16 protein-coding genes, 2 tRNA genes and 2 pseudogenes are annotated in these 25766 nt (G+C 72.3%); 9 read left to right on the top strand and 11 right to left on the bottom strand.

Annotation, left to right across the window (positions count from 1 at the left end):
- The first annotated feature begins 222 nt into the window (after positions 1 to 222).
- Positions 223 to 507, top strand: a complete 285-nt coding sequence (locus ACN28A_RS13910; RefSeq protein ID WP_421395561.1) for a hypothetical protein — start codon at positions 223 to 225, stop codon at positions 505 to 507.
- A gap of 296 nt (positions 508 to 803) precedes the next feature.
- Here ACN28A_RS13910 and ACN28A_RS13905 read toward each other — a convergent pair whose 3' ends face one another.
- The 3 genes from ACN28A_RS13905 to ACN28A_RS13895 all read right to left on the bottom strand — a co-directional run bounded on the left by ACN28A_RS13905 (position 804) and on the right by ACN28A_RS13895 (position 2554).
- Complete coding sequence (locus ACN28A_RS13905; protein WP_421404367.1) at positions 804 to 1355, bottom strand: YbaK/EbsC family protein; 552 nt, start codon at positions 1353 to 1355, stop codon at positions 804 to 806.
- A 78-nt stretch (positions 1356 to 1433) separates the two neighbouring features.
- On the bottom strand, positions 1434 to 1628 hold the full coding sequence (locus ACN28A_RS13900) for a hypothetical protein (protein ID WP_421395559.1): 195 nt from the start codon (positions 1626 to 1628) through the stop codon (positions 1434 to 1436).
- A gap of 350 nt (positions 1629 to 1978) precedes the next feature.
- Positions 1979 to 2554: an exonuclease gene (locus ACN28A_RS13895; RefSeq protein WP_421395558.1), complete on the bottom strand. Its 576-nt coding sequence runs from the start codon at positions 2552 to 2554 to the stop codon at positions 1979 to 1981.
- A 108-nt stretch (positions 2555 to 2662) separates the two neighbouring features.
- Between ACN28A_RS13895 and soxR the strand changes: the two are divergent.
- Together soxR and ACN28A_RS13885 are read left to right on the top strand one after the other, a co-directional pair.
- Positions 2663 to 3097: pseudogene (gene soxR / locus ACN28A_RS13890) on the top strand (redox-sensitive transcriptional activator SoxR); the annotation flags it as partial.
- A gap of 443 nt (positions 3098 to 3540) precedes the next feature.
- On the top strand, positions 3541 to 8223 hold the full coding sequence (locus tag ACN28A_RS13885) for an HAD-IC family P-type ATPase (protein WP_421404365.1): 4683 nt from the start codon (positions 3541 to 3543) through the stop codon (positions 8221 to 8223).
- Positions 8224 to 8249: 26 nt separating this feature from the next.
- Here ACN28A_RS13885 and ACN28A_RS13880 read toward each other — a convergent pair whose 3' ends face one another.
- Together ACN28A_RS13880 and ACN28A_RS13875 are read right to left on the bottom strand one after the other, a co-directional pair.
- A complete protein-coding gene (locus tag ACN28A_RS13880; RefSeq protein ID WP_421395556.1) occupies positions 8250 to 9473 on the bottom strand; it encodes a TolB family protein in 1224 nt (407 codons plus the stop codon).
- Positions 9445 to 9993, bottom strand: coding sequence for a SigE family RNA polymerase sigma factor (locus tag ACN28A_RS13875; protein WP_421395555.1), 549 nt, complete (start codon positions 9991 to 9993; stop codon positions 9445 to 9447). The genes ACN28A_RS13880 and ACN28A_RS13875 overlap by 29 nt, the downstream gene beginning before the upstream one ends.
- 231 nt (positions 9994 to 10224) lie before the next feature.
- Between ACN28A_RS13875 and ACN28A_RS13870 the strand changes: the two genes are divergently transcribed.
- The 5 genes and pseudogenes from ACN28A_RS13870 to ACN28A_RS13850 all read left to right on the top strand — a co-directional run.
- On the top strand, positions 10225 to 12099 hold the full coding sequence (locus ACN28A_RS13870; protein ID WP_421395554.1) for a PPC domain-containing protein: 1875 nt from the start codon (positions 10225 to 10227) through the stop codon (positions 12097 to 12099).
- A 195-nt stretch (positions 12100 to 12294) separates the two neighbouring features.
- Complete coding sequence (locus ACN28A_RS13865; RefSeq protein ID WP_421395553.1) at positions 12295 to 12987, top strand: cysteine hydrolase family protein; 693 nt, start codon at positions 12295 to 12297, stop codon at positions 12985 to 12987.
- Positions 12984 to 14003 (top strand): GlxA family transcriptional regulator, encoded by a 1020-nt coding sequence (locus tag ACN28A_RS13860; protein ID WP_421395551.1) that lies wholly within the window; start codon positions 12984 to 12986, stop codon positions 14001 to 14003. The genes ACN28A_RS13865 and ACN28A_RS13860 overlap by 4 nt, the downstream gene beginning before the upstream one ends.
- 158 nt (positions 14004 to 14161) lie before the next feature.
- The gene (locus ACN28A_RS13855) at positions 14162 to 15139 is read left to right on the top strand and encodes an aldo/keto reductase (RefSeq protein ID WP_421395549.1); all 978 of its coding nucleotides are present in this window, start codon (positions 14162 to 14164) and stop codon (positions 15137 to 15139) included.
- Between the two features lie 96 nt (positions 15140 to 15235).
- Positions 15236 to 16642: pseudogene (locus ACN28A_RS13850) on the top strand (protein kinase domain-containing protein); the annotation flags it as partial.
- Positions 16643 to 17008: 366 nt separating this feature from the next.
- Here ACN28A_RS13850 and ACN28A_RS13845 read toward each other — a convergent pair.
- The 6 genes from ACN28A_RS13845 to gyrB all read right to left on the bottom strand — a co-directional run bounded on the left by ACN28A_RS13845 (position 17009) and on the right by gyrB (position 24568).
- Positions 17009 to 17081 (bottom strand) — tRNA-Ala (locus tag ACN28A_RS13845).
- A 47-nt stretch (positions 17082 to 17128) separates the two neighbouring features.
- On the bottom strand, positions 17129 to 17257 hold the full coding sequence (locus ACN28A_RS13840) for a DLW-39 family protein (protein WP_278065155.1): 129 nt from the start codon (positions 17255 to 17257) through the stop codon (positions 17129 to 17131).
- 42 nt (positions 17258 to 17299) lie between these two features.
- Positions 17300 to 17373, bottom strand: a tRNA-Ile gene (locus ACN28A_RS13835).
- 172 nt (positions 17374 to 17545) lie between these two features.
- Complete coding sequence (locus tag ACN28A_RS13830) at positions 17546 to 18655, bottom strand: DUF3566 domain-containing protein (protein WP_421395547.1); 1110 nt, start codon at positions 18653 to 18655, stop codon at positions 17546 to 17548.
- A gap of 3 nt (positions 18656 to 18658) precedes the next feature.
- Entirely contained in the window at positions 18659 to 22447 is a 3789-nt protein-coding gene (gene gyrA / locus ACN28A_RS13825; protein ID WP_421395545.1) for an intein-containing DNA gyrase subunit A, read from the bottom strand.
- A 171-nt stretch (positions 22448 to 22618) separates the two neighbouring features.
- Positions 22619 to 24568, bottom strand: coding sequence for a DNA topoisomerase (ATP-hydrolyzing) subunit B (gene gyrB, locus ACN28A_RS13820; RefSeq protein WP_421395544.1), 1950 nt, complete (start codon positions 24566 to 24568; stop codon positions 22619 to 22621).
- 583 nt (positions 24569 to 25151) lie between these two features.
- Between gyrB and ACN28A_RS13815 the strand changes: the two genes are divergently transcribed.
- Positions 25152 to 25706 (top strand): hypothetical protein, encoded by a 555-nt coding sequence (locus ACN28A_RS13815; protein ID WP_421395542.1) that lies wholly within the window; start codon positions 25152 to 25154, stop codon positions 25704 to 25706.
- The last annotated feature ends 60 nt before the right edge of the window (positions 25707 to 25766 follow it).

Raw genomic sequence — 25766 nt, 5'->3', positions numbered from 1 at the left:
ACACGACCCGACCTCGTCGGCCTCCAGGTCGGTCCGTGATCGGTCCGCGCGGGACCGGGCGCGCACCCGCTGTCTTCCCCCCTGGGAAGCGGGCGGCGCCCCATCGGGTGCGGCGGCCGTGCCGGCGGCCGCCGCACCTCCCGGGCAGCTCAGGAGGCGACTCGTGGATGCGGGTGGGCCGAGACGCGCCCCGGGCGGGCGCCGGAGTCGCGGCGGGCGGACGTGACCGACCCGGCCGCGCGCCGAATACGCAATCGGATGCTGCTCTCCGCCCGGCTGATCGTGATCGAACACTGGCCGCGGGACGACGGCCGTTGCCCTATCTGCAAATTGCCGCACTGCCGGGCCCTGTCGACGGCGCTGGCTTATTTAGAAATGGTGAACGATCCATTCGTACCCGCAGATGCGGTCGCCGATGTGGTAGACATCGACGGCCGTACCGCCCCGGCGGAGGGGGCGGCCGGCGCGGAGCCGGTCGACGGGGGCGAAGGGGAGTTTGCCGGATGAGCGAGACGACGCTGTGCCTGCCGTGCGCGCTCGCCCTACGCCCGCCGGTGACCGACCCGCCGCACTACTGCCCCGGGCAGGTGCGCCTGGTCTCCGGCACCGGCCAGGTCCGGGTCGTCCTCTGCCTGTGCCCGATCTGTTGGCCGGACCGCTCCGCCCACCGCCGCTCGGACCACTCGGCAGACCAAGCGGCAGAGCGCGCAGCGGGCCACCCGGTCGAACCCCCGCCCGAGACGTCAGCCGACCTTCCGGGCGGAGCCGAGGGCTCAGCCGGCCTGCCGGGCGAGGTCGAGGGCTCAGCCGGCCTGCCGGGCGAGGCCCTCGACGATCTCGGCGTTCGGCAGCAGCCCGAGGGCGGCGCCGGGTAGTGCGATCTTGCTGTGCCGTACCCCGGAACCGACGATCACGTGCGGCGTGCCGACCACCCGGGAGTCCACCAGGATCGGCCAGGAGTCGGGCAGCCCGATCGGGGTGATGCCGCCGTACTCCATTCCGGTCAGCTCGACGGCCTCGGCCATCGGGGCGAAACTCGCCTTGCGTACGTCGAGGTGCCGGCGTACCACCCCGTTCACGTCGGCCCGGGTGGTGGCCAGTACGACGCAGGCCGCGTACCGGACCGCCCCCTCCCGCCTGCCGGCCACCACCACGCAGTTCGCCGACACGTCCAGCCCGACGTCGTAGGCGGCACAGAAGGCGGCGGTGTCGGCCAGGGTGGCGTCGATCGCCGCGACCAGGACCTCGTCGACGCCTACCGGGGAGTCGGCGGGCCAGCGGTGCAGGGCCTCGGTCACCGGCGGCGCGAGCAGATCGTGGCGGGCGCGGGCCGGCTCCGTCTTCAGGGTTCCGATCACGCCCGTGATCCTCGCACCGGCCGTACCACCCGGGTACGCCGGCCGCGCCCGGCGGAGGTCCGCCGGACGACCGGGTCAGCTGCCGGCGAGGAAGGCGTTGTCGGGGACCAGGGTGCGCTCCTGGAGCCGGTCCAGTTCCGGTGCCTGGGCGGCCCGTTCCCGGCGCAGCTGGACATCCTCGATCGCGTGCCGCACGGCGAACCGGACGACGCCGTAGAGGAAGACGAAGCCGCAGACGTACAGCAGGGCGGCCAGAACCATGTAGATCATGCGTTCGAGGGTAGGCGCCAGATCCGGATGTTTTTCACGTTCCGTTCCACGGTCGCCCGGTCGGGTGTCGGGTGTGCCGACCGGCCATCCGGCGAGCACCGGCGCGGTCGCAGCGGATGGGGCGGCGTCGGGCGGGGCGGCGTGGAGCGGGCGGGGCGGCGTCGGGCGGGGCGTCCCGAATCGGCTGGTCGGCCGGTTCGCCCGTCACCCGTACGCCGGCCCTCTCTGCCGCCGCGATCGCCTCCCCCGGACGGCACGCTGGTTCCCCGTTCCGGCCCGATCATGCGACGAAGGCACCGTCCCCGGCGCCCCAGGTCGGGTCGGCACCCCGGTCGGTCGGATACCTCCGGTCAGTCGGAGTCCGCAGGCGGTCGTACCGCCGGCCGCCGTAGTACGGCGTCGAAGACCTGGGCCAGCTCCGCCGCGTCCTCGCCGGCATGGTGGGTGTGCGGGATCCCGGTCAGGCCGAGCGCGTGCTTGATCCTGCCCTTGTGCGTACCGGCCCACTCCCCGCCGGTCCTGCCCATCCAGTAGCTGCGCAGGTCCACCCCGGAACCGGTCGCCCCGAACGGACTCCGGCCGGTGAACCGGACGAAGTACCAGTGCACGAACATCCCGTCCCAGACGGCCGGCGCGGCCAGGAACACCGGCCGCCCCTGCCGGCGCAGCCCGTTCACCCACCTGGCCGCGGCGGCCATCGCCACCTCGGCCGGTGGCGCCTCGCGGAGCAGCCGGTCCCGGTCCAGCCCGGAGACCGCGAGTGCCTGCGGTACGAACTCGTCGGAGATCGGGCGCAGCTCGGTGTAGAAGGTCAGCTCGGGCCGCCCGGCCACCGCCATGCCCAACGAGATCATGCTGTACGGCCCGGGGATCGGGCCGTCCGCCTCGACATCGACGGCAACGTACAGCTCCGGAAGATCAGCCACAGCATGAGCTTGCGGTCGCCGTACGGCGCGGGTCCACCGAATTCCGCGCTCCGGTGCCGGCTCCGGCGCACCTGAACATTAGTTGAGGTAGTCGGCTATCCTCGACCGGTGACCGAACCCGCACCCACGCTCACCGTCGGGCAGCTCGCCGAGCGCAGTGGCGTCGCCGTGTCGGCGCTGCACTTCTACGAGGCGAAGGAGCTGATCAGCAGTACCCGGACCAGCGGCAACCAGCGCCGCTACGGCCGCGACACCCTGCGCCGGGTGGCCTTCATCCGGTTCGCCCAACGGGTCGGCGTGCCGCTGGCCCAGATCCGTGAGGCGCTGGCCAGCCTGCCGGAGGAGCGCACACCCACCCGGGCGGACTGGGCCCGGCTCTCGGCGAACTGGCGCAGCCAGCTCGACGAGCGGATAGTCGCCCTGCAACAGCTCCGTGACGACCTTTCCGAGTGCATCGGCTGCGGGTGCCTGTCCCTGGACCGGTGTGCGCTGTCCAATCCCGGTGACGCGCTGGCCAGCAGCGGCCCGGGACCGCGCCACCTGCTGGCCGGCCTCAGCGCGGCCATCCGCACCTCCGAGACGGCGGCCGCAGCGGCAGCTACCCCGGCGACAGCGGCCCCGACGCCGGCAGGCACGACCGGAACTTCCGCCGCCCGCGTACCCGAGACCCCGACCGACGAGACACCGGCGGGCGGGTCCCCGACGGCCGGGATCCCGGCTGCGGGCTGCGGCCGCACGGAATCCTGCGCTCCCGATGGTGCCGCCGACCCCGCGGTGGTCCAGGCCTGACGGCAGGGATTTCACGCCGTACCAGGGCATAGGGCCGCGCCGACCGGGAAGGCAGGGCCGGTCCACGGCTCTGGGAGGCTGATCATGCGGTACCCGAGTGCGGCCAGCGACCGCCGCCCCGCCGCCGGGCGGAGTGGCCGGCCAGCCGGCGGCTCCGGTCGATGACACCACTCGGGTTGAGGATCCCGCAGGTGGACCTGCGCCGTGTCCACCTGCCCGCCCTGCCCGCCCTGCCCGAAGCGCTGTCGCCGCGCAGCGTGCCGCAACTCGTCGCCGGAGTCGCGCAGAACGCCGAGTCGATGGTGACCCGTGCGGCCCGGGCCGCCGGACTTCGACGCCGGGCGGTCTGGTCCCGGCCCGGCCGGCACCACATCGAGGTGCACGGGATCGCCCAGCCCGGCGGCGATCGGCTGGCGGCGCAGATCGAGCGGGCCCTGGAGGAGCTGTCCGGGGTCGAGTGGGCCAGGGTCAACGCACCGTCGGGGCGGGTGGTGGTGGCGGTCGGTACCTCTCCGCCCCGGTTGCGGGAGCTGATCGCGGTGATCGCCGCCGTGGAGCGTACCGACGGACGGGAGCCCGACCCCGACTGTCCGGAACCGCATCCCCCGGAGGAGGGCCCACGGACCCGACGCGCGATGACCAGGATCGCGACGGACGCGTTCGGGCTCGGCCTGTCGGCGGCGGTCCGGATCATGCCGTTCACCCGGGCACCCGGCGAACTCGCCGGCCTGCTGCGCGCGGTGGACCTGCACCCGAGGCTGCGCTCGCTGGCCGACCGGGGGCTGCCCGGCGACCACCGGGCAGACTCCTGGCTCCCGTTCGCCACCGTGCTGGCCCAGGGGCTCACCGGCGGCTGGGCCGGAATCCTGCTCGACGGCGCCCAGCGGGTCCTCCAGTGGGGCGAGGCCCGCGCCCAGCTCGCCGCCTGGGAACAGGTCGAGCCGCTGCTCGCCGGCAGCCCGGAGCGGGCCTCGGCGGCACCGCCACCGGACGAGCGGCCGCACCCGAAGCCGGACGGCCCGGTCGAGCGGTATCTGGCCCGGGTACTCGAGTCCGGCACCGTCGCCGGCGCCACCGCGCTGGCGATGGCCGGTCGCAAGCGGGCCGCCGCGCTGGCCCTGGCCAGCATCCCGAGCGCGGCCGTCGCCGGCCGGGAGGCGTACGGTGCCCGGCTCGGCTGGCTGCTCGCCCGCCGGGGCGTGATCGCGATGGACCGTACGGTGCTGCGTGAACTTGAACGCCTCGACGTGCTGGTACTCGACGCCGCCGTGCTCCGCTCCGAACGGGGAGTCCTGACCGACCTGCTGCCGCTGCCCGGCGTCGACGCCGAGGAGGTGGCCGGACGGGCCTTCGACCTCTTCGACCCGGAGACCCCGGAGCGGGTACGCGAAGCCGACGGCTGGACCCTCGGCCCGCTCGACGCGCTGCGGCTGCCGGACGGGGCGGGTACGGAACAGGTCGAGCGCCTCCGCCCCGACGGCGGTACCCTGCTCGGCCTGGTCGACGGCGACCGGCTCGCCGCGGTGGTCCGGGTGGCCGCCGAACCCGCACCCGGGGTCGACGCGCTGCCGGCGGCTGCCCGGCGCGCCGGCCTGCGCCTGCTGGTCGCCGGCAACGGCAACAACGGCAGGGACAACCGAAAAGGCGCCGGAAAGAACGACGGCGACGGCAACGGCGGCCAGGGCGACGGCAACGGCATCGCCGACGGCGAGCACGAGTTCGGGGAGGACTTCGCGGACGGGTGGCTGCCCGGCGGGACGCGGCTGGCCGGCTCGATCCGGTCCCTACAGGCCGACGGGGCGACGGTCGCCCTGGTCTCCGCCGACCCGCGTGCGCTGGCCGCCGCCGACTGCGGACTCGGGATGTGGCATGCCGACGAGCCGCCGCCGTGGGGCGCCCACCTGCTCGTCGGCTCCGACCTGGGAGTGGCGGCGCTGGTGGTCGAGGCCGTCGGGCTGGCCCGCACGGTGGCCCGGCAGAGCATCGCGCTGGCGACCGGCGGCAGCGGGCTCGGGGCGGTGTCGGCGTTCACCGCCGCACCGGAACAACTTCCGGCCCGGACGATGGCGGCGGTGAACGCCGCCGCCGGGCTGGCGATCGGGAACGGCGTCTGGCGGGCCGGCCGGCTGCCGCAGCGGCGGGCGTCGACCGCCGCCCCGCCGACGCCGTGGCACCTGATGCCGGTACGGACCGTGCTGGACCGGCTCGGCAGCGACGACGCGGGTCTGTCCACCGCGGAGGTCGAGCGACGCGATCCGGCCGCGCCGGTCGGCCCGGCCGAGGCCCCCGACCTGCCCCGGGCCTTCGTCGAGGAGCTGGCGAACCCGCTCACCCCGGTGCTGGCCGGCGGTGCCGGGCTCTCCGCCGCGGTCGGCTCGATGGCCGATGCCGCGCTGGTCGGCGGCGTGATCGGGCTGACCGCGCTGATCGGCGCCGCCCACCGGGTCAACACCGAACGGTCGCTGACCGAGCTGCTGTCCCGGTCGGCGGTGACCGCCCGGGTCCGGCGGGACGGCACCGAGCAGGTGGTCGCCGCCGACCGACTGGTCCCGGGCGACGTCGTGGTGTTCGAGCCCGGCGACGCGGTACCGGCGGACTGCCGGGTGATCGAGGCGGACGGCCTGGAGACCGACGAGTCGTCGCTGACCGGGGAGTCGCTGCCGGTGTCGAAGACCAGCCAGCCGGTGGTGGCCTCGGCGGTGGCGGAGCGCCGGTCGATGCTCTACGAGGGGACCTCGGTCGCCGCCGGCCGCGGGCTGGCCGTGGTGGTGGCGACCGGGGCGGACACCGAGGTGGGCCGGAGCATGGCGTTGGCCGGCGAGGCCGCCCCGACCAGCGGGGTCGAGGCCCGGCTCGGCCGGCTGACCAGGATGTCGATCCCGCTCGCCGCGAGTTCGGCGGTGGCGGTCGCCGGGGCGGGGCTGCTCCGCGGCGTACCCCTGGCGGAGTCGGCCGGCACCGCCGCGAACCTCGCGGTCGCATCCGTACCCGAGGGGTTGCCGTTCCTGGTCAGCGCCGCGCAGCTGGCGGCGGCCCGCCGGCTGGCCGAGCACGGCGCACTGGTACGCAACCCGCGCACCATCGAGGCGCTCGGCCGGGTCGACGTGCTCTGCTTCGACAAGACCGGCACGCTCACCGAGGGCGAGCTGATGCTGGCCGGTCTCGGCGACGGCGACCGGTACGCCGAACTGGACTCGATCGACAAGCCGCTGCGGAGCGTACTCGCGGCGGCGCTGCGGGCCACCCCGGCGGCCGACCGCCCCGAGGAGGTCAGCCAGCAGACCGATCGGGCGGTGCTGACCGGCGCCCGCCGGGCCGGGGTCGGCACCGGAAGCCGGGCGCACCCCTGGCACCAGACGGACGCGCTGCCGTTCGAGCCGTCCCGGGGCTACCACGCCTCGGTCGGCCGGTACCGGGGCCGCCACCTGCTCAGCGTCAAGGGCGCGCCGGAGACGATCCTGCCCCGGTGCACCCGGCAGGGCGGCCGCACCCTCGACGACGCCGGCCGGCGGGCCCTCCAGGCGACGCTGGACCGGCACGCCGGTGCCGGGCAGCGGGTACTCGCGGTCGCCGAACGGGACCTGCCCGGCGACCGGAACCTGCCCGACGACACGGTCAGCGGGGACGGCGACCGGGACCCGTCCGGCGACACGGTCACCGAGGACGACGTCCGGGACCTGACCTTCGTCGGCTTCCTGGCCCTCTCCGACGGGGTGCGCGAGTCCGCCGCCCCGGCGGTGCACCGGATCCGGCAGGCCGGGGTGCACACCATCATGATCACGGGGGACCATCCGGCGACCGCCGAGGCGATCGCCGCGATCATCAGCACCGACGGCACCGAGCAGCGGGTCGTCACCGCCCCCGAACTCGACCGGCTCGACGACGACGCCCTGGCCGAGCGGCTGGCCCGGACCGACGTGGTCGCCCGGTGCACGCCGACGCACAAGGTACGGATCATCCGGGCGTTGCAGAAGTGCGGCCGGACCGTGGCGATGACCGGGGACGGCGCCAACGACGCGCCCGCGATCCGGCTCGCCGACGTCGGCATCGCGCTCGGCCAGCGGGGTACCCCGGCGGCCCGCGCCGCCGCCGACCTGGTGGTCACCGACGACCGGCTCGAAACGATCATCGCGACCCTGGTCGAGGGACGCGCCATGTGGTCCTCGGTACGGCACGCGCTGAGCATCCTGGTCGGCGGCAACATCGGCGAGATCGCGTTCAGCGTGCTCACCGCCGCACTCACCGGCCGGTCCGCGCTGAACGGCCGGCAGATGCTGCTGGTCAACCTGCTCACCGACCTGGCCCCGGCGATGGCGATCGCGGTCCGGGCACCCCGGCCGGAGCGGACGGACGGGCTGCTCACCGAGGGACCCGAGACCTCGCTCGGCGCCACCCTCAGCCGGGAGATCGCGCTGCGGGCCGGCACCACGACCCTCGGTGCGACCACCGGCTGGACGCTCGCCCGCTACACCGGCACCCGGCGCCGGGCCGGCACTGTCGCCCTCGCCTCGCTGGTCGGCACCCAGCTCGGCCAGACCCTGCTGGACGGCGGGCGGAGCCGCAGCGTGCTGGCCTCGACCGCCGCCTCGGTCGCGGTGCTGGCCGGGGTGATCCAGACGCCGGGGCTGAGCCACTTCTTCGGTTGCACCCCGCTCGGGCCGGTCGGCTGGGGAATCGCCGCCGGCAGCGCGCTCGGCGCCACCCTCACCAACACCGCCGTCGGCCGGCTGGTCACGCCGCCGGCCGCCGACGACCACCCCGACGGAACCGGCGAAGTCGGCCGGACCGGCGACCTCGACACGACCGGCGGTACCGCACCGGCCGGTGGTGCCACCGCGGCCTGCGGCGACACCACCGACTCCGGCCGGCCGGGCGGCTGAGCCGGCCGTTCCCTCGACGGCTCCGGTCAGGAGCCCCGGGGCCGGACGAACTCCACCGCCGGGTCCGCCGGCAGGTCGGTGACCCGGCCGACCGCGCCGGTGCCCGGATCCAACACCTGGAGCTCGTCACCCGCTCCGTCGGCGGTCCGCAGCCGCAGCAGCACCCCCTCCGGCAGGTACCCGACCGGCTCGGTCCACCAGTCACGGGCAGCCGCCGGGCTCGGTCCCGCCTTCGCCGGGCCGGGCCGGTCGGAGTACGGCAGCTCGATCCGGCGTACCGCGTTGCTGGTCAGGTCGACCCGCATCAGGTCACCACCGTGGTCGAGCCCCGGCATGCCCTGCCGCGGGTCCGCCACCTCGACCACGCTGAACAGCAGCGACCGGCCGTCCGGGGAGAGCATCGGCTGCTCGCTACCCACGCTCTCCAGCTGCCGCAGGTGCCGGCGCAGGTCGAGCTGGATCCGGGTGGGTTCGGCACCGCCCACCGGGTCGACGAGCCGGAGTTCGACGCTCGTCCGTCGGGTCGGCTCGGCCAGCCCGCCCAGCAGCACCACCTCGCCATCCGGCAGCACCGCGACGGGGGACCAGCGCTCCCGGTCGACGCCGGGGACCGGCCGCTGCTCCCCGCTCGTGACGTCGAAACGGACCGGCGGGGCGTTGTCGTCGCGATTGCCGAGCAGCAACCAGCGGCTCTCCGGTGACCAGACGATCGGGGAGAGCCCGTCCGCGAGCTGGTGCCGGGTGGTCCCGGTGAGGTCCCGGACGACGTACCGGCCGTCGCGCCGCTCACCGAGCCACCTGCCGTCCGGGGACAGGGTCGGCCGGGTGTGCGAGACCAGGACGGTCGGGGTGTACGACGGCACCGGCGACCACGTCGGCTCGGCGAGCCGGTGCTGCCGGCCGTCCTCGGTGAGCAGCACCGGTGCGAGTTCGTCCGGTCCGCCCTCGTAGACGAGTACACCCCGGCCGACCGGCCCGGTGGCCGGCAGCGGCTCCGGCGCCGGCAGGTCCAGTCGGGAGGGCAGCCAGTCGACGGTCGGCGTCACGGCGGCCAACTGCCCGACCGGCGGGTCCGGCCGCAACCCGACGACCGCGACCGCACCGAAGGCCACCACCGCGGCCGCCGCGGCCATCGGAGCGAGCCGGACGGCCAACCGCCGTCGCCGGGCCACCCGGACGGCGCGCCCGGTCACGTCGTAGACCTTCGCCTGCTCGGCGACCTCACCGAGCATGTCCCGCAACTCGTTCATCTTCCACCTCCGTCGGTTCCCGCATCAGTTCGGCGAGTTCGGGAGCCAGCTCCCGCAGCCGGCCCAGGGCGTGGTTGGTCTGGCTCTTCACGGTGCCGGCCGAGCAGCCCAGCACCGACGCCGTCTCGGCGACCGACAGGTCCTCGTAGAACCGCAGCACCAGCACCGCCCGCTGCCGCCAGGTGAGCCGGGCCAGGGCGCGCTCCAGCAGGAGCCGGGAGACGACACTGTCGGCCGCGTCCCCGGCCGGCCTGATCTCGGGTACGCCCTCGGCGGGTTGCACCACCTGCCGGCGCCACCTGCGCCAGGAGAGGATCCGCTCGTTGTACATGACCCGCCGGACGTACGCCTCGGGGTCTCCGGTCGCGGCAACCCGCCGCCACCGGGCCGCGACCTTGACCAGGGCGGCCTGCACCAGGTCCTCGGCGTCGTGGTGCCGTCCGGTCAGCAGGTAGGCCACCCGGGACAGTCGTACCAGCCGTGCCTCGACGAACTCCCGGAAGCCAGCGTCGTCCTCCACGATTCCTCCCGTACTCGCTCTGCCGGTTACATGCCGGGACGCGGCGACAGGTTGGAACCACCAACCGGGGAGGTACAGGACGAGAGAGGCAAATATCTCACTACTTCTATTAATTTCCCTTCGAGATAAGTAGCGTCACGTTAGCCATCGGTGGCGGGGGCCACCGAGTGATGGCACGACGGAGGGGGACGTATGCGTCGACCTATCGCCATTCTGGCCGCCGGAACACTGGTGGCCGCAGTTCTGACACCGGCCGGGGCGCAGGCCCGGCCGGGTTCCGACGAGAGCGCCAGCAGCGGCGCTGCCGCCGCCCGGCCCACCGGCCTGGCACAGGTCAAGCCGAACGCCGCGAAGCAGCCGTCCGGGCCGAACCCGTTCCTGGCACTGCTGCCGGATCCGGCCAAGGCGGACTACGTCGGTTGGAAGAACTGGTTGGTCAAGCAGGGCGACCAGCGGGCGCAGCAGCGGGCGCAACAGCGGTCGGTGGCCGCCGCGCCGGTGCTGGCCGACGAGGAGGAACCGGCCGGCATCCGGGGTGGCAACGACACGCCGGCCAACGCGCAACGGATCACCGGATTCGGTACGGGGGGCAAGGACAACCCGCGGCTGCGGATCCTCGGCTCGCTGTCACCGGAGCGGGTGGAGGCCACGGCGATCGAGCCGAACACCGAGGACGACGGCGCCATCCCGCTCGCCCGGGACACCGGTGTCGGTGCCACCGAGCAGGCGGTCAGCACCAGCGGAACGGTCGGGGACGGGCCGCACGGCAGTGCCGGCAGCGGCACCGGTGACTTCGACTTCTACCAGGTCACCGGCACCGCCGGCCGGACGCTGCAGGTCGACATCGACACCCCGACCGACGAGCTGGACTCGGTGGTGCTGCTCTACAACGCCGAGGGCGAGCTGATCGACCTCAACGACGACAGCCCGGAGGGCCTGGACAGCCTGCTGATCCACCAGTTCGCCGCCGACGGCGACTACTACGTGGCCGTGGTCGGCTTCCCGTCGATCCCGGAGGATCCCAACGACTCGGGCAGCGGTTCGGGTGCCGCCAGCGAGGGGCCGTACCAGGTCACCCTGGCGACCGCCGAACAGGACACCGACTTCTTCGCCGTACGGCTGCGGCCGGGTGACGTACTCGGTGCCTCGGTCGAGGGCTCGGCAGCGAAGATCACGGTGTACGACCCGGACGGTCGCGAGGTGCACGGCTCCAACCAGGACGTCTCCGGCATCTACCCGCCGACCAGCCCGCTGCCGGGCGGTGGCAACGCGGTCACCGAGCACGTGGCCGACAAGGCCGGCTGGCACTACGTCGGCGTCACCCTCGGCGACGGCATGTACGACATCACGGTCGAGGCGTACCGGTCGGCGCAGAAGCCCCGGCAGACCCTCTTCCTCGACTTCGACGGCGCCCGGATCAACACCGCCATCTTCGGCGGCCCGGGTGTGCGGACCCTCAGCCCGATGCGCGCCTTCCTCGGCCGCTGGGGGCTGACCGCCGCCGACGAGGACGCCCTGATCGACGGGATCATCGCCGAGGTCGAGGAGAACCTGCGGCACGACATGGTCGAGAGCGGGCTCAACCAGCGCTTCGACATCCGGATCCTGAACAGCCGGGACCACGCCGACCCGTTCGGGCAGGCGAACGTGAGCCGGATCATCATCGGTGGCAGCATCGAGGAGTCCGGCGTACCCACGATCGGTATCGCCCAGTACATCGACCCGGGCAACTTCGGCACCCAGGACTCCGCACTGGTGCTGCTGGACGTGCTGAGCGAGCCGGCCGGTGACGACCCGTCGCTGAACACGTACATCACGCCGGCCAGCGACAAGATCGCCTTTGTCGGCCGGGCGGTGGGCAACGTGACCGCGCACGAGGCCGGACACTTCTTCGGTGACTGGCACGTCGACCAGTTCAACGACCAGCCGAACATCATGGACCAGGGCGGGAACTTCCCGGTCCTGTACGCGGTCGGGCCGGACGGCGTCGGCGGCACCGCCGACGACACCGACGTCGACTTCGGCGAGGACGTCTTCAACCCGGGCGAGGGCTTCACCGGCGTCGAGGACACCCTCAGCCGGATCGTCTTCGGCGTCACCCGGTGACGTGATCCTGCACTAGCCCTGTCGACAGTTCACGGCGGCCCCTTCCGGACGTACCCGACCGGAAGGGGCCGCCGGCTGTCCGGGGCCACGGCGGCGGGGGCAGCCCCGAGGCGGCCGGGCTGGTTGACCGGATCGTTCCGGAGCCGGGCATGATGGTGTCTGCCGTCGCGGGTCCCGACCGGACAGGATCGTGGCATGACATCACGCGCGCTCGTCGTCATCGACGTACAGGAGTCGTTCCGGCAGCGGCCGATCTGGTCGGTCACCTCGAACCCGGAGATCGCCGACCGGGTACGCCGGCTGACCGAAGCGTTCCGGGCGGCAGGTGACCTCGTGGTCTGGGTACTGCACACCGAGCCCGGCACCGGCGACGTCTTCGACCCGGCTCTCGGCTTCGTCCGGTTGATGGACGGGCTCGAACCCGGGCCCGGCGAGCCGGTGCTGCACAAGACCTCGCACAACGCCTTCACCACCACCAACCTCCAGCAACTGCTGACCCGGGCGGGCGTGCTGGAGGTGGCGGTCTGCGGGATCCGTACCGAGCAGTGCGTGGAGACCACCGCCCGGCTCGCCAGCGACCTCGGCTACCGGGTGACGTTCGTGACCGACGCGACGGCGACGAACCCGATCGAGCACCCGGACGCCCCGCCCGGCCGTACCCTGGCCGAGATCCTCGCCGACCCGCGCACGCTCGGCGTCGACGAGATCCTCGCCCGTACCGAGTACGCGCTGGCCGGGCGGTTCGCCACCATCCGTACCGTGGCCGAGTTGACCGGCGGGCCCGCGGAGCCGGCCGCCGAGGGTGCGGGGGCGGATGCCGGACGTACCGTGCCGGAGCCGGCCGCCCCCGACCGGGCCGCCGCCGTGCCGGAGCCGGCCGTCGGGTGACGAAGGTCGTCTTCCTGCTCGCCGCCCGGCTGCACCTGCTCGACCTGGCCGGCCCGGCGCAGGCGTTCTCCACCGCCGCCGACTTCGGCGGCGGCTACGCCCTGCACTACGTCGGCGAGCGGGAGGAGGTCGACACCATGCAGGGCATACCGCTGCGGGCCCGGACCGACTGGCCCGAGCTGGGACCCGCCGACCTGATCGTGGTACCGGGCTGGCGTCCGGCCGACCGTCTCCCGGGCCCGTCCGGTGCCCCGGGTTCGGTCGGCCGGGACCGGAGCCGGAGCGGGTACGCCGGTTTCGCGGACACGACGTTGGAACGGCTGACCCGGCACCACCACCGGGGCGGCACGGTCGCCAGCGTCTGCGCCGGGGCGTTCGCACTGGCCGGTGCCGGTCTGCTGGACGGCCGGCGGTGCACCACCCACCACGACCTCCAGGACGACCTGGCCCGCCGCTACCCGCGGGCCACGGTGGTCCGGGACGTGTTGTACGTCGTGGACGACCGCGTGGTCACCTCGGCCGGCATCGCCAGCGGCATCGACCTGGCCCTGCACCTGCTCGCCGGGCGGCACGGGCCCGGCTTCGCCGCCCGGGTCGCCCGGGAGATGGTGGTCTACGCCCGGCGCAACGGCGACGAGCGGCAGGCCAGCGCGATGCTGCGGCACCGGGGTCACGTCAGTGACGTGGTGCACCGGGTGCAGGACGTCATCGACACCCGGTTCACCGAACGGCTGTCCCTGGCCGACCTGGCCGCCGCCGTCGGGGTCAGCGAGCGCACCCTCACCCGGGTCTTCGTCCGGGCCGTCGGCGTGACGCCGCTGCGTTACCAGCAACTGCTGCGGGTCGAACGCGCCGGACACCTGATCGGGCACGGTGCCACCGTGGAGGCCGCCGCCAGGGCGGTCGGCTTCGGCGACGCCCGGATGCTCCGCCGGCTGCGCAGCCGGGCCACGCCCGTCGCTTCCGGGGCCGATCGACGGAGCCACCGCTGGACGACCGGCAGTTCGGCAGGCTGACGACTCGACAGGCCAGCGGGGTCACCGGGCTGCGGGCTGCCGGTTACGGGCGTCACGTCCGGCTTCCTCGGCCGCCCCGGCCGCCGGTACGTTGCCTGGAGCCGGTGATCGCGGCTCGCCGGCCCACGACGACGGACGAGGCGGGGCGAGGAGTACTCATGCGGTACGTACGACTGGGCAACTCGGGACTGGAAGTGTCGCGCATCGTCCTCGGGTGCATGAGCTTCGGCGACCCGCGGCGCGGCGCCCACCCCTGGTCGGTCGGCCTGGACGAGGCGCGGCCGTTCGTCCGGCAGGCGATCGAGGCCGGCATCACCACCTTCGACACCGCCAACGTCTACTCCCTGGGCAGCAGTGAGGAGATCACCGGGAAGCTGCTCGGCGAGTTCGCCCGGCGCGACGAGGTGGTCATCGCGACCAAGGTGCACGGCCGGATGGGGCCGGGGCCGAAGGGCGGCGGGCTGTCCCGGGCGGCGATCCTCACCCAGGTCGACGAGAGCCTACGCCGGCTCGGCACCGACTACATCGACCTGTACCAGATCCACCGGTACGACCCGGAGGTGCCGATCGAGGAGACGATGGAGGCACTGCACGACCTCGTACGTGCCGGCAAGGTGCGCTATCTCGGGGCATCCTCGATGTGGACCTGGCAGTTCGTGCAGGCGCAGTACACCGCCGACCTGGGCGGGTGGACCCGGTTCGTGTCCATGCAGGACCAGTACAACCTGATCATGCGGGAGGAGGAGCGGGAGATGCTGCCGTTCTGCCTCGACCAGGGCGTCGGAGTACTTCCCTGGAGTCCGCTGGCCCGGGGCCGACTGACCCGGGACTGGGCGGCCAGCACCGCGCGCAGCGAGACGGACGAGTTCGGCGGCAGCCTCTACAGGCAGGCCGAGGAGGCCGACCGTCGGGTGGTCGGCGCGGTAGCCGACCTTGCCGGCGAACTCGGCGTACCGAGAGCGCAGGTCGCGCTCGCCTGGCTGCTGCACCAGCCGGCCGTGACCGCCCCGATCGTGGGTGCGACGAAGCCCGAGCATCTCGGCGACGCGGTCGCCGCGGTGGAGTTGTCGCTCGGCGCGGACGAGCTGCGCCGGCTCGGCGAGCACTACGTACCGCACGCTCCGGAAGGCTTCTGACCGCCGCCTCACAGCACCGCCGCACCGGCCTGACCACCGTCCGGCCGGTGCGGGCCATCGACCACCCGGCCCCGTGTCGACCGGTACGGTGATCGAATGTTGTCTCCGGGAGTCGTGCTCAACGACCGCTACCTGCTCGACGACCGGGTCGCGACCGGCGGCATGGGAGAGGTCTGGTCCGCCACCGACACCCTCCTGAAGCGACGCGTCGCGGTGAAGGTGCTGTTGCCGGTGCTCGTCTCGGACCTCGAGTTCATCACCCGGTTCCGCACCGAGGCCCGGCTGATGGCCGCGCTGCGGCACCCCGGCATCGTCAGCGTCTTCGACTACGGCGAGGACGCCGAGCTGGACGGCCGCCGGGTCGACTACCTGGTGATGGAACTCATCGACGGGATGGCGCTGTCCAAGCGGATCAAGCAGCTGGGCCGGCTCGGCGTCAGCGAGACCCTCTCGGTGTTGAGCCAGGCCGCCCGCGCACTGCACGTCGCACACCGGGCGAACATCGTGCACCGGGACGTCAAGCCGAGCAACCTGCTGGTCCAACCGGACGGCTCCGTCGTACTCGTCGACTTCGGGGTGGCCCGGTCGGCGAACGTGACGAGCATCACCGCCAGCAACATCATGCTGGGCTCCGTGCACTACATGGCCCCGGAACAGATCGCCGGCCGTCCCGTGTCGGCAGCCACCGACGTGTACGCGCTCGGCGCGGTCGCGTACTGCTGCCTTACCGGACGGCCGCCGTTCACCGGCGGCAACCCGCTGCACATCGTGACCCAGCATCTCCAGGATGCGCCGCCGCCGATGCCGCCGGACGTACCGGCCCCGGTGGCGATGCTTGTCGAACGGGCGCTGGCCAAGGAGCCGGGTCATCGTTTCCGGAGCGCGGCCGCGTTCGCCGACGCCATTCGTGCCGTCGAAGAAGCCCTGGCGTCGTCCTCGACCGTGCCGCTGCCCGCCGGCCGTCCGACGACCTCGTCCGGGCCGCCGGCCCCGTCCGGAGCGACGCCGTCCGGGCCGACGCCGTCAGGAGCGATCCCAACCGGGGCGGTGCCGCCCCTCCCTGCCGGATCGGGCCCACCGTTCGCTGCTGGCTCGGGCACACCCTTCTCCGCTGGATCCGGGGCGGTCGGCGGTCCGGGCGTCGGCGGGCGCCGTCGCCGTACGGCCCTGCTTGCCGGCACGGCTGCGGTCGTCGTCGCGCTCGTCGGTGTGGTCGCGCTGCTGATCGTCCGCCCCGGACCGGAGGAGGTGACCACGGATCCGGCGGACCGGGCCGGCACGTCGACCGGTCCGGCCCCGGAGGTCGGCGTCGCGACGCCGACGACCGGACCAGCGGCCCGGGCGACCGCGAACGCCGGGCCGAACCCGTCCGGGAGTGTCCCGGGCAGCGCCGAGTGGGCGTCGGACGGGCAGTCACAACCGGCCGGTCCGGGCGGAGCCACCGCAGCCCCGCGGCCCGGCACGAGTCGCCTGGAGGAGCCGGCCGGGCAGAACCCGTACGCGCCGGAGAAGGTCTGTGGCAGCGGCTACCAGGTCATCGACCAGGCGCCGGTGTCCGGGCCCGGCGGCATTCTGCTGGCCCGGGTCTACCTGCTCTACAGCGCCGCCAACGGCACCAACTGCACGGTCGTCATCAAGGTCAGCTCGGTCGGCACCCCGAGCCGGGTCTCCGCCCATCTCCAGGTGCAGGGCGCCGGCCGGCAGACCGACAGCGGCGCCTACGAGTACTACGCCGGCCCGGTACGCGCCGAGGCCACCGGGACCTGCGTCAAGTGGGGCGGCTCGGTCGACGGGGCCAGCTACACCAGCCCGTTCGAACACTGCGACTGACCGGCACCGCGAACGGTGGGCCGGAGGTAGAGAAACGTGTGGAGCCGAGGGGACTCGAACCCCTAACCCCTGCCTTGCAAAGGCAGTGCTCTGCCAGTTGAGCTACGGCCCCGGGCGGGACGAGCCGCCGACGGGTATGTGATCCTCCGGTGCGACGTCCTAGCGCAGGTCGGGCGCGGTGGTGGCCTCGTGCCAGAGGGCGCGCTCGTCGTTGGAGTCCTTGACCTTCTTGTAGACGAGGGCCGCGACGCCGACGACGCCGACGACGAGCAGGATCTTCTTCAACATGGACGTATCCTCACGCTCGACGAGCCGTCGGACGGTATGAAGTGGGGCTAGATGGAATCGAACCATCGACCTCAGAGTTATCAGCTCTGCGCTCTAACCGACTGAGCTATAGCCCCCCGTTGCGACGAGCAAGGTTACCGTACCTCCCGTGCCGATCCCAACTCGGGGGCGGCGGTTCCGGCGCCGGGGCGGCGTACCAGCTACGACGCAGACCGTACCGGAACGGCGGACGCCGGGGCCACCGCTTTGCGGCTGCCCCGGCGTCGGCGAAGCATGCTGTCGGGTCACTCAGTCGCGCTCGGCGAGGGTCAACTCGACGCCGCCGACCAGGTCGGCGCAGACGTTGTAGATGAACGCCCCCAGGGTGGCGAGCGCGGTGAACAGCACCACGTTCACCAGCCCGATCAGGCCGGAGGTGAGGATGACGCCCTTGGCGGTGATCTGGAAGGTGCTGCCGGTCTGGCCGCCGCTCGCGCTGATCATGTCGGTCAGCGTGCCGTTCACGCTGTCGAAGACGCCCATCGCGTCGAGCGCCAGGTAGAGCACGGAGGTCGCGACGATCACCACGATGAACAGCACCAGCGAGACCGCGAACGAGAACTTCATCACGGACCACGGGTCGATCCGCTTGAGGTTCAGCCGGGCCCGGCGGGGACCGCGCGAGGCGGCGGAGCTGACGGTACTCCGCGCGGCGCGCACCGCCTCGGTCACCCGGGCCGCACCTACCGCACCGGCACCGCCGACACCGCCGGCCGCCCCGGGGCCGACACCGCCGGCCACTCCGGTCCCGACCCCTCCAGGGCCGGGACCGGGCGCCGTACGCCCGGTCGGGCTGCCGAGGCCAAACCGGCTGGTGGCGGCTGTCTGGGTACTCCCGGTACTCCCGCCGGGCCCACCCGGACGGAAGGCGCTCTGCGACGCGGCGCCGATCCGCTGGGTCGCCTCGGCCCCGGAGGTGACACCCGAGGAACCGGGCCGCTCGGTGCGACCCGGAATCCGCTCGGTACGGCTTGCCGAGCCGGGCTGCTCCAGCCGGCTCGTCGCGTCCGGGTCACCACTGCCCGCCTGGTCGGACCGGTTCACCCCGGAACTGCCCCGGGAAGCCGCGGCGCTCGCCGCCGGAGACGTCGCGGCGCTCGCGGCTTCCATGCTGGCGGCCGCCGGCTTCCCGCCCTCGTCCGCCCCGGCCGACGGGGTGGTCGGCTCCTCGGGCAGCTGGTCGGGTGGCGGCGGCATGCCCGGCGCCCGGGTGAACTTGGGGGACGGCGTGTCGGCGCTGACCATCGCGCGGCCGACGGCCGCGCGGCCGGTCGCCGAGTTTCCGCCGGCGGCGGACTCCTCGTCGACCGGGTTGGCCGAGGTCCCCGCAGCCCCCGACTTCGCCTGTGTCTCCGTCATCAACTAGTCCTGTTCGTCAGGCTCGTCGGCATTGCGAGCAATCGCCACAATAGTCACGCCGTCTGGTAGGTCCATCAGTTTGACCCCCATTGTGTTCCGGTCGCGCGTTCGGCGTACAGGCTTCACGGGAGTCCGGATCACGCCGCCGTTGCTGGTGATGGCGAACAGCTCGTCGTCCGGGCTGATGACGACCGCGCCGACCAGACCGCCGCGGCGCTCCGTGATCTTCGCGGTCAGCACCCCTTTACCTCCCCTACCCTGCACGGGGTACACCTCGATCGGGGTACGTTTCGCGTAACCCCCGTTCGTCGCCACGAGGACATCCAGGTCCATGCCCTCGCGGACCACCTCCATCGCCAACAGCACGTCGTCGTCGGTGAAGCGCATCCCGATCACGCCCGAGGTGGCCCGTCCCATCGGCCGGAGCGCCTCGTCGGTGGCGTTGAACCGGATCGCCTGCGCCTTCTTGGACACCAGGAGGAGGTCGTCCCCCGGGCCCGCGAGCGCCGCTCCGACCAGCTCGTCCTCGTCGCGGAGGTTTATCGCGATGATGCCGCCGGAGCGGTTGGAATCGAACTCCTCCAACCTCGTCTTCTTCACCAGACCGTTCCTGGTGGCCAGGACCAGGTACGGCGCGACCTGGTAGTCCGGGATCTCGATCACCTGGGCGATCTGCTCGTCAGGCTGGAAGGCGAGCAGATTGGCCACGTGCTGGCCTCTGGCCACCCTACTGGCCTCCGGCAACTCGTACGCCTTGGCCCGGTAGACCCTCCCCTTATTGGTGAAGAAGAGCATCCAGTCGTGCGTCGAGCAGACGAAGAAGTTGCTGACGATATCGTCCTGGCGCAGCGTCGCACCACTGACCCCCTTGCCGCCCCGACGCTGCGAGCGGTAGAGGTCGACCTTGGTCCGCTTGGCGTACCCGGTGCGGGTGATGGTGACCACGACGTCCTCGCGGGCGATCAGGTCCTCCATCGAGACCTCGCCCTCGAAGGGCACGATCTTGGTGCGGCGCTCGTCGCCCCACTTGGCGACGATCTCGCCGAGTTCCTCGGAGATGATCCTCCGCTGCCGCTCCGGCTTGGCCAGGATGTCCTTGAGGTCGGCGATCTCCAGCTCGATCTTGGCCAGCTCGTCGATGATCTTCTGGCGCTCCAGCGCGGCGAGCCGGCGAAGCTGCATGTCCAGGATCGCGGTGGCCTGTACCTCGTCGATGTCGAGAAGCTGGATCAGGCCCTGCCGGGCCTCCTCCACCGTCGGCGACCGCCGGATCAACGCGATGACCTCGTCCAGCGCGTCCAGCGCCTTGACCAGACCGCGCAGGATGTGCGCCCGCTCCTCGGCCTTGCGCAGCCGGAAGGCCGTCCGCCGCCGGATCACGTCGATCTGGTGGTCGACGTAGTAGCGGATGAACTGCGCCAGGTTGAGCGTGCGCGGCACCCCGTCGACCAGGGCCAGCATGTTGGCGCCGAAGGTCTCCTGGAGCTGGGTGTGCTTGTAGAGGTTGTTGAGCACCACCTTGGCGACCGCGTCGCGCTTGAGCACCAGCACGATCCGCATACCGGTACGCCCGGAGGACTCGTCCCGGATGTCGGCGATCCCGGCGAGCTTCCCCTCCTTGATCAGCTCGGCGATCCGCTCGGCCAGGTTGTCGGGGTTGACCTGGTACGGCAGCTCGGTGACGACCAGGCTGGTCCGGCCCTTCTTGTCCTCCTCGACCTCCACCACCGCGCGCATCCGGATCGAACCCCGCCCGGTCCGGTACGCGTCCTGGATCGGCGTCGTCCCCACGATCAGGCCGTGGGTCGGGAAGTCCGGCCCCTTGACGATCCCGATCAGGGCGTCGAGGGTCGTCGCCTCGTCGTCCTCCGGGTGCTCCAGGCACCACTGCACCGCGGCGGCGATCTCCCGCAGGTTGTGCGGCGGGATCTTGGTCGCCATGCCGACCGCGATGCCCTCGGAACCGTTCACCAGCAGGTTCGGGATCCGGGACGGCAGGATCGTCGGCTCCTTGGCCCGGCCGTCGTAGTTGTCCTGGAAGTCGACGGTGTCCTCGTCGATGTCCCTTAGCATCTCCATGGCCAGCGGGTCGAGCTTGCACTCGGTGTTGTGGCTGACGAACCCGTTGCTGACGAACGAGTGGTCGTCGGTGTCCACCCGCAGGCTGTAGACCGGTCGTACGCCCGCGTCGGCGACCTCGGCCACCTCGGCGTAGTAGAACCGGCCGTCGACGAGCGGCTCGACGACGTCGCGTACCTCCGGCTCGGTGATCCGGGCGGCGATCTCGGCCCGGTCCCGCTCCCAACGCTCGATCCGGTCGACGTTGTGCCGCCGCAGCCAGTCCCGCTCGGTCCAGCGCCGAGCCCCGTGCGCCCGCACGAAGTCACCGACGTACGGCACGTGGTCGCTGGAGAGCGCCGTGCAGGTGGCCGGCACGCTGGCCAGCTCCGAGGAGAGCTTGGCCTGCTTGCGGCCGAGGAAGCCGACCCGCTGTGCGAACAGCCGGGCGTCCCGGCGGTTGGTCACCACGACCTTGATCTCGCCGCTGTCGTACCGGCACTGCCGGCTGACCACGCCGAACTCCAGCAGCAACTGCTGGACCTCCCGGGCCAGCCGCTCGCTGCGGGTCGAGTACGAGACCTGCATGGTGTTGCGGGGCAGCAACGACGACGAACCGTCCCCCTCGAAGAGGGCCTGCAGGAACGCCCGCTTGACCGCCGCCGGCCCCTGCCAGACGAACTCCGGCACGAACTTCGCCGCACTCCGCACCCCGACCAGCTCGCCGAGCAGGCTCTTTCGCAGCTCGGTGAGGTCGTGCACGTCCAGTTCGTGCAGAACGCTGCCGGAGGCGATCACCCGCTCGGAGACGTATCGGGGGCCGCCGACCGCAAGGTCGTAGGCGGCGAGCACCCGGACGAAGTACTTCCGGTCGACGTTGTTGAACCCGGCGCGGCCAGCCGAGACCCAGCCCTCGCTGACGAAGGCGCCGGCCAGGACCGCCGCCTCGACGTGCTCCAGCATCGGGTAGCCGATCTCGTCCGGCACCGTCCGCTGCAACACCACCCGGTCGCCGGGGCGGACCTCGGCGAGCAGCCTCCAGAGCAGGGTCGGCACCCCGGCGACCTGCACCAGGCAGAGCACCGGGTGGTTGTGCGTGCCGGTCAGCTCGTAGCCCTCGCGGGTGCGCAGCCGCAGCGTCGGGTGCTCGCCGGAGTGGAAGAACTTCGAGGCCCGGACCAGGTCGCCGTTGCGGTCCCGGACCTTGAGGTCGACGTCGGTCTCGGAACTGGGTGCGGCGTCGGGAACGACCTGGTCGATCCGGACGGTTCCCTCGGCGGTACGAATTAGTGCATCTCCGGACAAGCAGTAACGCATCGCCGCAGCTGGATCATTTCCGGGCGAGCCGAAGTTGCCGTTGCCGTCGACGAGCGGGTAGCGCAGCGACCAGGTCTGGGCCATCCGGACCAGCGCGTCGTAGATCGCCGAGTCGCCGTGCGGGTGGAACTGACCCATCACGTCGCCGACCACCCGGGAGCACTTCACGTACCCCCGGTCCGGGCGGTAACCGGAGTCGAACATGGCGTAGAGGATCTTCCGGTGCACGGGCTTCAACCCGTCCCGTACGTCCGGCAGCGCCCGCCCGACGATCACGCTCATCGCGTAGTCGAGGTAGGAGCGCTGCATCTCCACCTCGAGCCCGACCGGCTCGATCCGGTCGTGCTGGGCGACCGCGCTGGCGGCAGCCGCGTCCTGCTCCGGCTCGTTGGCGGTGGGCTCGGGAGTATCCGTCACTGTCAACCCTTATCAGACTCAAAGCCGCATTCCGCTGTGGATAACGGCTGTGGAAACCGTGGAAGCTGTGGATAACTGTGTGGAACGGCGGTCCCGGTTGACCGTTCGGCCGAATCGGTGCTGTCGTCCGGCCGACTGCGTCGGTCGGTGCCGGGGACCGCCGTACCGGCCCTAGATGTCGAGGAAGCGGACGTCCTTGGCGTTGCGCTGGATGAACGAGCGGCGTGCCTCCACGTCCTCGCCCATCAGCACGCTGAACAGCTCGTCGGCCGTCGCGGCGTCGTCCAGGGTGACCTGGCGCAGCGTTCGCGTCGCCGGGTTCATCGTGGTCTCCCACAGCTCCGGGTAGTTCATCTCGCCCAGGCCCTTGAACCGCTGGATGTCGTCCGGCTTGGCGTTCGGCTTCTTCTGCTGCCGCAGCGCGATCAGCCCGTCCCGCTCCCGGTCGGAGTAGGCGTACTGGGCGTCGTCGCCCTTGCGGTTCCACTTGATCTTGTAGAGCGGCGGTGCGGCCAGGTAGACGTGCCCCAGCTCGACGAGCGGCCGCATGAACCGGAACAGCAGGGTGAGCAGCAGCGTCTGGATGTGCTGGCCGTCCACGTCGGCGTCGGCCATCAGCACGATCTTGTGGTAGCGCAGCTTCTCGATGTCGAAGTCGTCGTGGATGCCGGTGCCGAGCGCGGTGATCAGCGCCTGCACCTCGTTGTTCTTCAGCACCCGGTCGATCCGGGCCTTCTCCACGTTCAGGATCTTGCCCCGGATCGGCAGGATCGCCTGGGTACGCGGATCGCGGCCCTGCTTGGCCGAGCCGCCCGCCGAGTCGCCCTCGACGATGAACACCTCGGACTCGCGCGGGTCGGTGGACTGGCAGTCGGCCAGCTTGCCCGGCATCGAGCCGGACTCCAGCAGCGACTTGCGCCGGGCCAGCTTCCGGGCCTGCTGGGCGGCGATCCGGGCCCGCGCGGCCTGGGTCGCCTTGGTGATGATCAGCTTGGCCTCGGCCGGGTTGCGGTCGAACCAGTCGACAAGCCACTCGTTGCAGACCCGCTGCACGAAGCTCTTCACCGGGGTGTTGCCGAGCTTGGTCTTGGTCTGCCCCTCGAACTGCGGGTTGGTCAGCTTGACCGAGATGATCGCCGCGAGCCCCTCCCGGATGTCCTCGCCGGAGAGCTTCTCGTCGCTCTTGAGCAGCTTCTTGTCCGTGCCGTACCGGTTGACGACGCTGGTCAGCGCGGCCCGGAAGCCCTCCTCGTGGGTGCCGCCCTCGTGCGTGTTGATGGTGTTCGCGAAGGTGTAGACCGACTCGCCGTACGACTCGTTCCACTGCATGGCGATCTCGACCGACATGCCCTCGCTCTCCTCCTCGGCGCCGAACTCGACCACCGTCTTGTGGATCGGGTTCTTGGAGGCGTTGAGGTGCCGGACGAAGTCGGAGATGCCGCCCTTGTAGCAGAAGGTCACCTCGCGTGGCTTGCCGTCCTCCTCCCGCACCCGCTCGTCGCGGAGCTGGATGGTCAGGCCACGGTTGAGGAAGGCGTACTCCTGGATGCGGCGGTAGATGGTCTCGAAGGCGAAGTCGACGGTCTCGAAGACCGACGGGTCCGGCCAGAAGGAGACGGACGAGCCGGTGGTGTTGGTGGTCTCGCCCTTCTCCAGCGGGGTGGGCTTGGAGTTGGCGTAGCTCTGCCGCCAGACGTACCCGTCCTTGTGGATCTCCACGAACATCCGGGTGGAGAGCGCGTTCACCACCGAGACGCCGACACCGTGCAGGCCGCCGGAGACCGCGTACGCCTTTCCGTCGAACTTGCCGCCGGCGTGCAGCACGGTCAGCGCCACCTCGACGCCCGGCTTCTTCAGCTTCGGGTGCAGGTCGACCGGGAAGCCACGGCCGTTGTCGGTGACCCGGACGCCGCCGTCGGCGAGCAGCACCACCTCGATGGTGTCGCAGTAGCCGGCGAGTGCCTCGTCCACCGCGTTGTCCACGACCTCCCAGACCAGGTGGTGCAGACCCCGTTCTCCAGTCGAACCGATGTACATACCGGGCCGCTTGCGAACGGCCTCCAGGCCCTCCAGAACGGTGATCGACTCGGCGCCGTACTCCTGCTTCTGCTGCGCTGCCACCTTGGCCACTTTCTCGCGCGGCCCGCGCCGGGCGGCGCGAGAGCGCGGGTTCGGTGGGCGGCCCGCGACTCGGCACGCGGACCGGCACCACGAGGAATTCCGGGTACGGTCGGAACGCGCCGGTCGCCGCGGCTGCCCACGGATCGCGATCGGCTCGGACCCGGCGCGGCGCCCGGCCGGGCCAGCCCGGTCCCCACGCCACACCGTGTCGTCGTCTCGCCGTCAATCCTACTGTGCCCAGATGACATCTTGGGTATGCGGCACCCCTGCGCGGCGCCCTGAGACCTCCGTAGACGGCTTCACCCCCTCGCCCACGACTCCCCCCACACGCCTGAGATCGAATCGGGGGCGGTTTCCGGCACCGTCGTACCCTCGCCGGCCGAGACCGCCCAGGTCGGTCCTGCCCGCCCAGCCGGGGCGAGCGCGGACGCCGGATCCGCTCGCCACGGCCGGGGGTCGCGCGGAGGGTGAGCGGTGCCGTAACTTGGCGACGCCGCAAGTAAGCTCCGTGGCCAGGATGCCCGGTAAGCGCACCGGGCGGTCCCACCGACCGGTTTCGCCAGGCATGGGAAGGTGACGCCCGATGGGGCTGGACAACGTCGCGGTGCGCTGGCCGCGGACCGGCCGCTTCTACGATCCGGTCGCGCCGGCCGAGTTCGTCGACTTCGGCGACCTGGCCGACGCGCCCGAGGTGGCCGCGCCGACCGCGGCCCTCGCCGGATACATCGCCAAGAACGGCTCGGTCCGGGCCACCGCCTACACCGAGCTGGTCGACCTGCTGCTGGGGCTCGACGGGGTGCTCTACGCCACCGAGGCGGCGGCCGAGGACGAGGACCCGGTGATCGACCCGGACGGCTGCGCCTGGATCGCCGGCGGGCTGGAGCGCTTCGTGGACGGGCACCGCGGGTACGGCGATTCGGTGACCTTCGACACGGTCGGCGCCGTACTCCGGGCCGCGCTTGCCGACGGGCGCCTGGCCGAGCAGCAGCTGCGCTGGCTGGACAGCCGGCTCGACGCGCTGCGCGACGAGTCCGGCGCTCCGCCGCAGTGGAGTTTCCCCCGCTCGGAGCTGGCGGTGCTGGCCGGCTTCTACCGCCGGTGCGCCGAGCGCGGCTTCGCCGTCTACGCCGACTCCTGACCCCGGGCCCGGCCGAGCCGAGCCGGGTCGGCTCGGTGCCGACCCCCACGCCGGCCGGTG

This window comes from Plantactinospora sp. WMMB782 (assembly GCF_049179135.1).
GTDB lineage: Bacteria > Actinomycetota > Actinomycetes > Mycobacteriales > Micromonosporaceae > Plantactinospora.
This window is presented reverse-complemented; position numbering and strand designations above follow the sequence as displayed.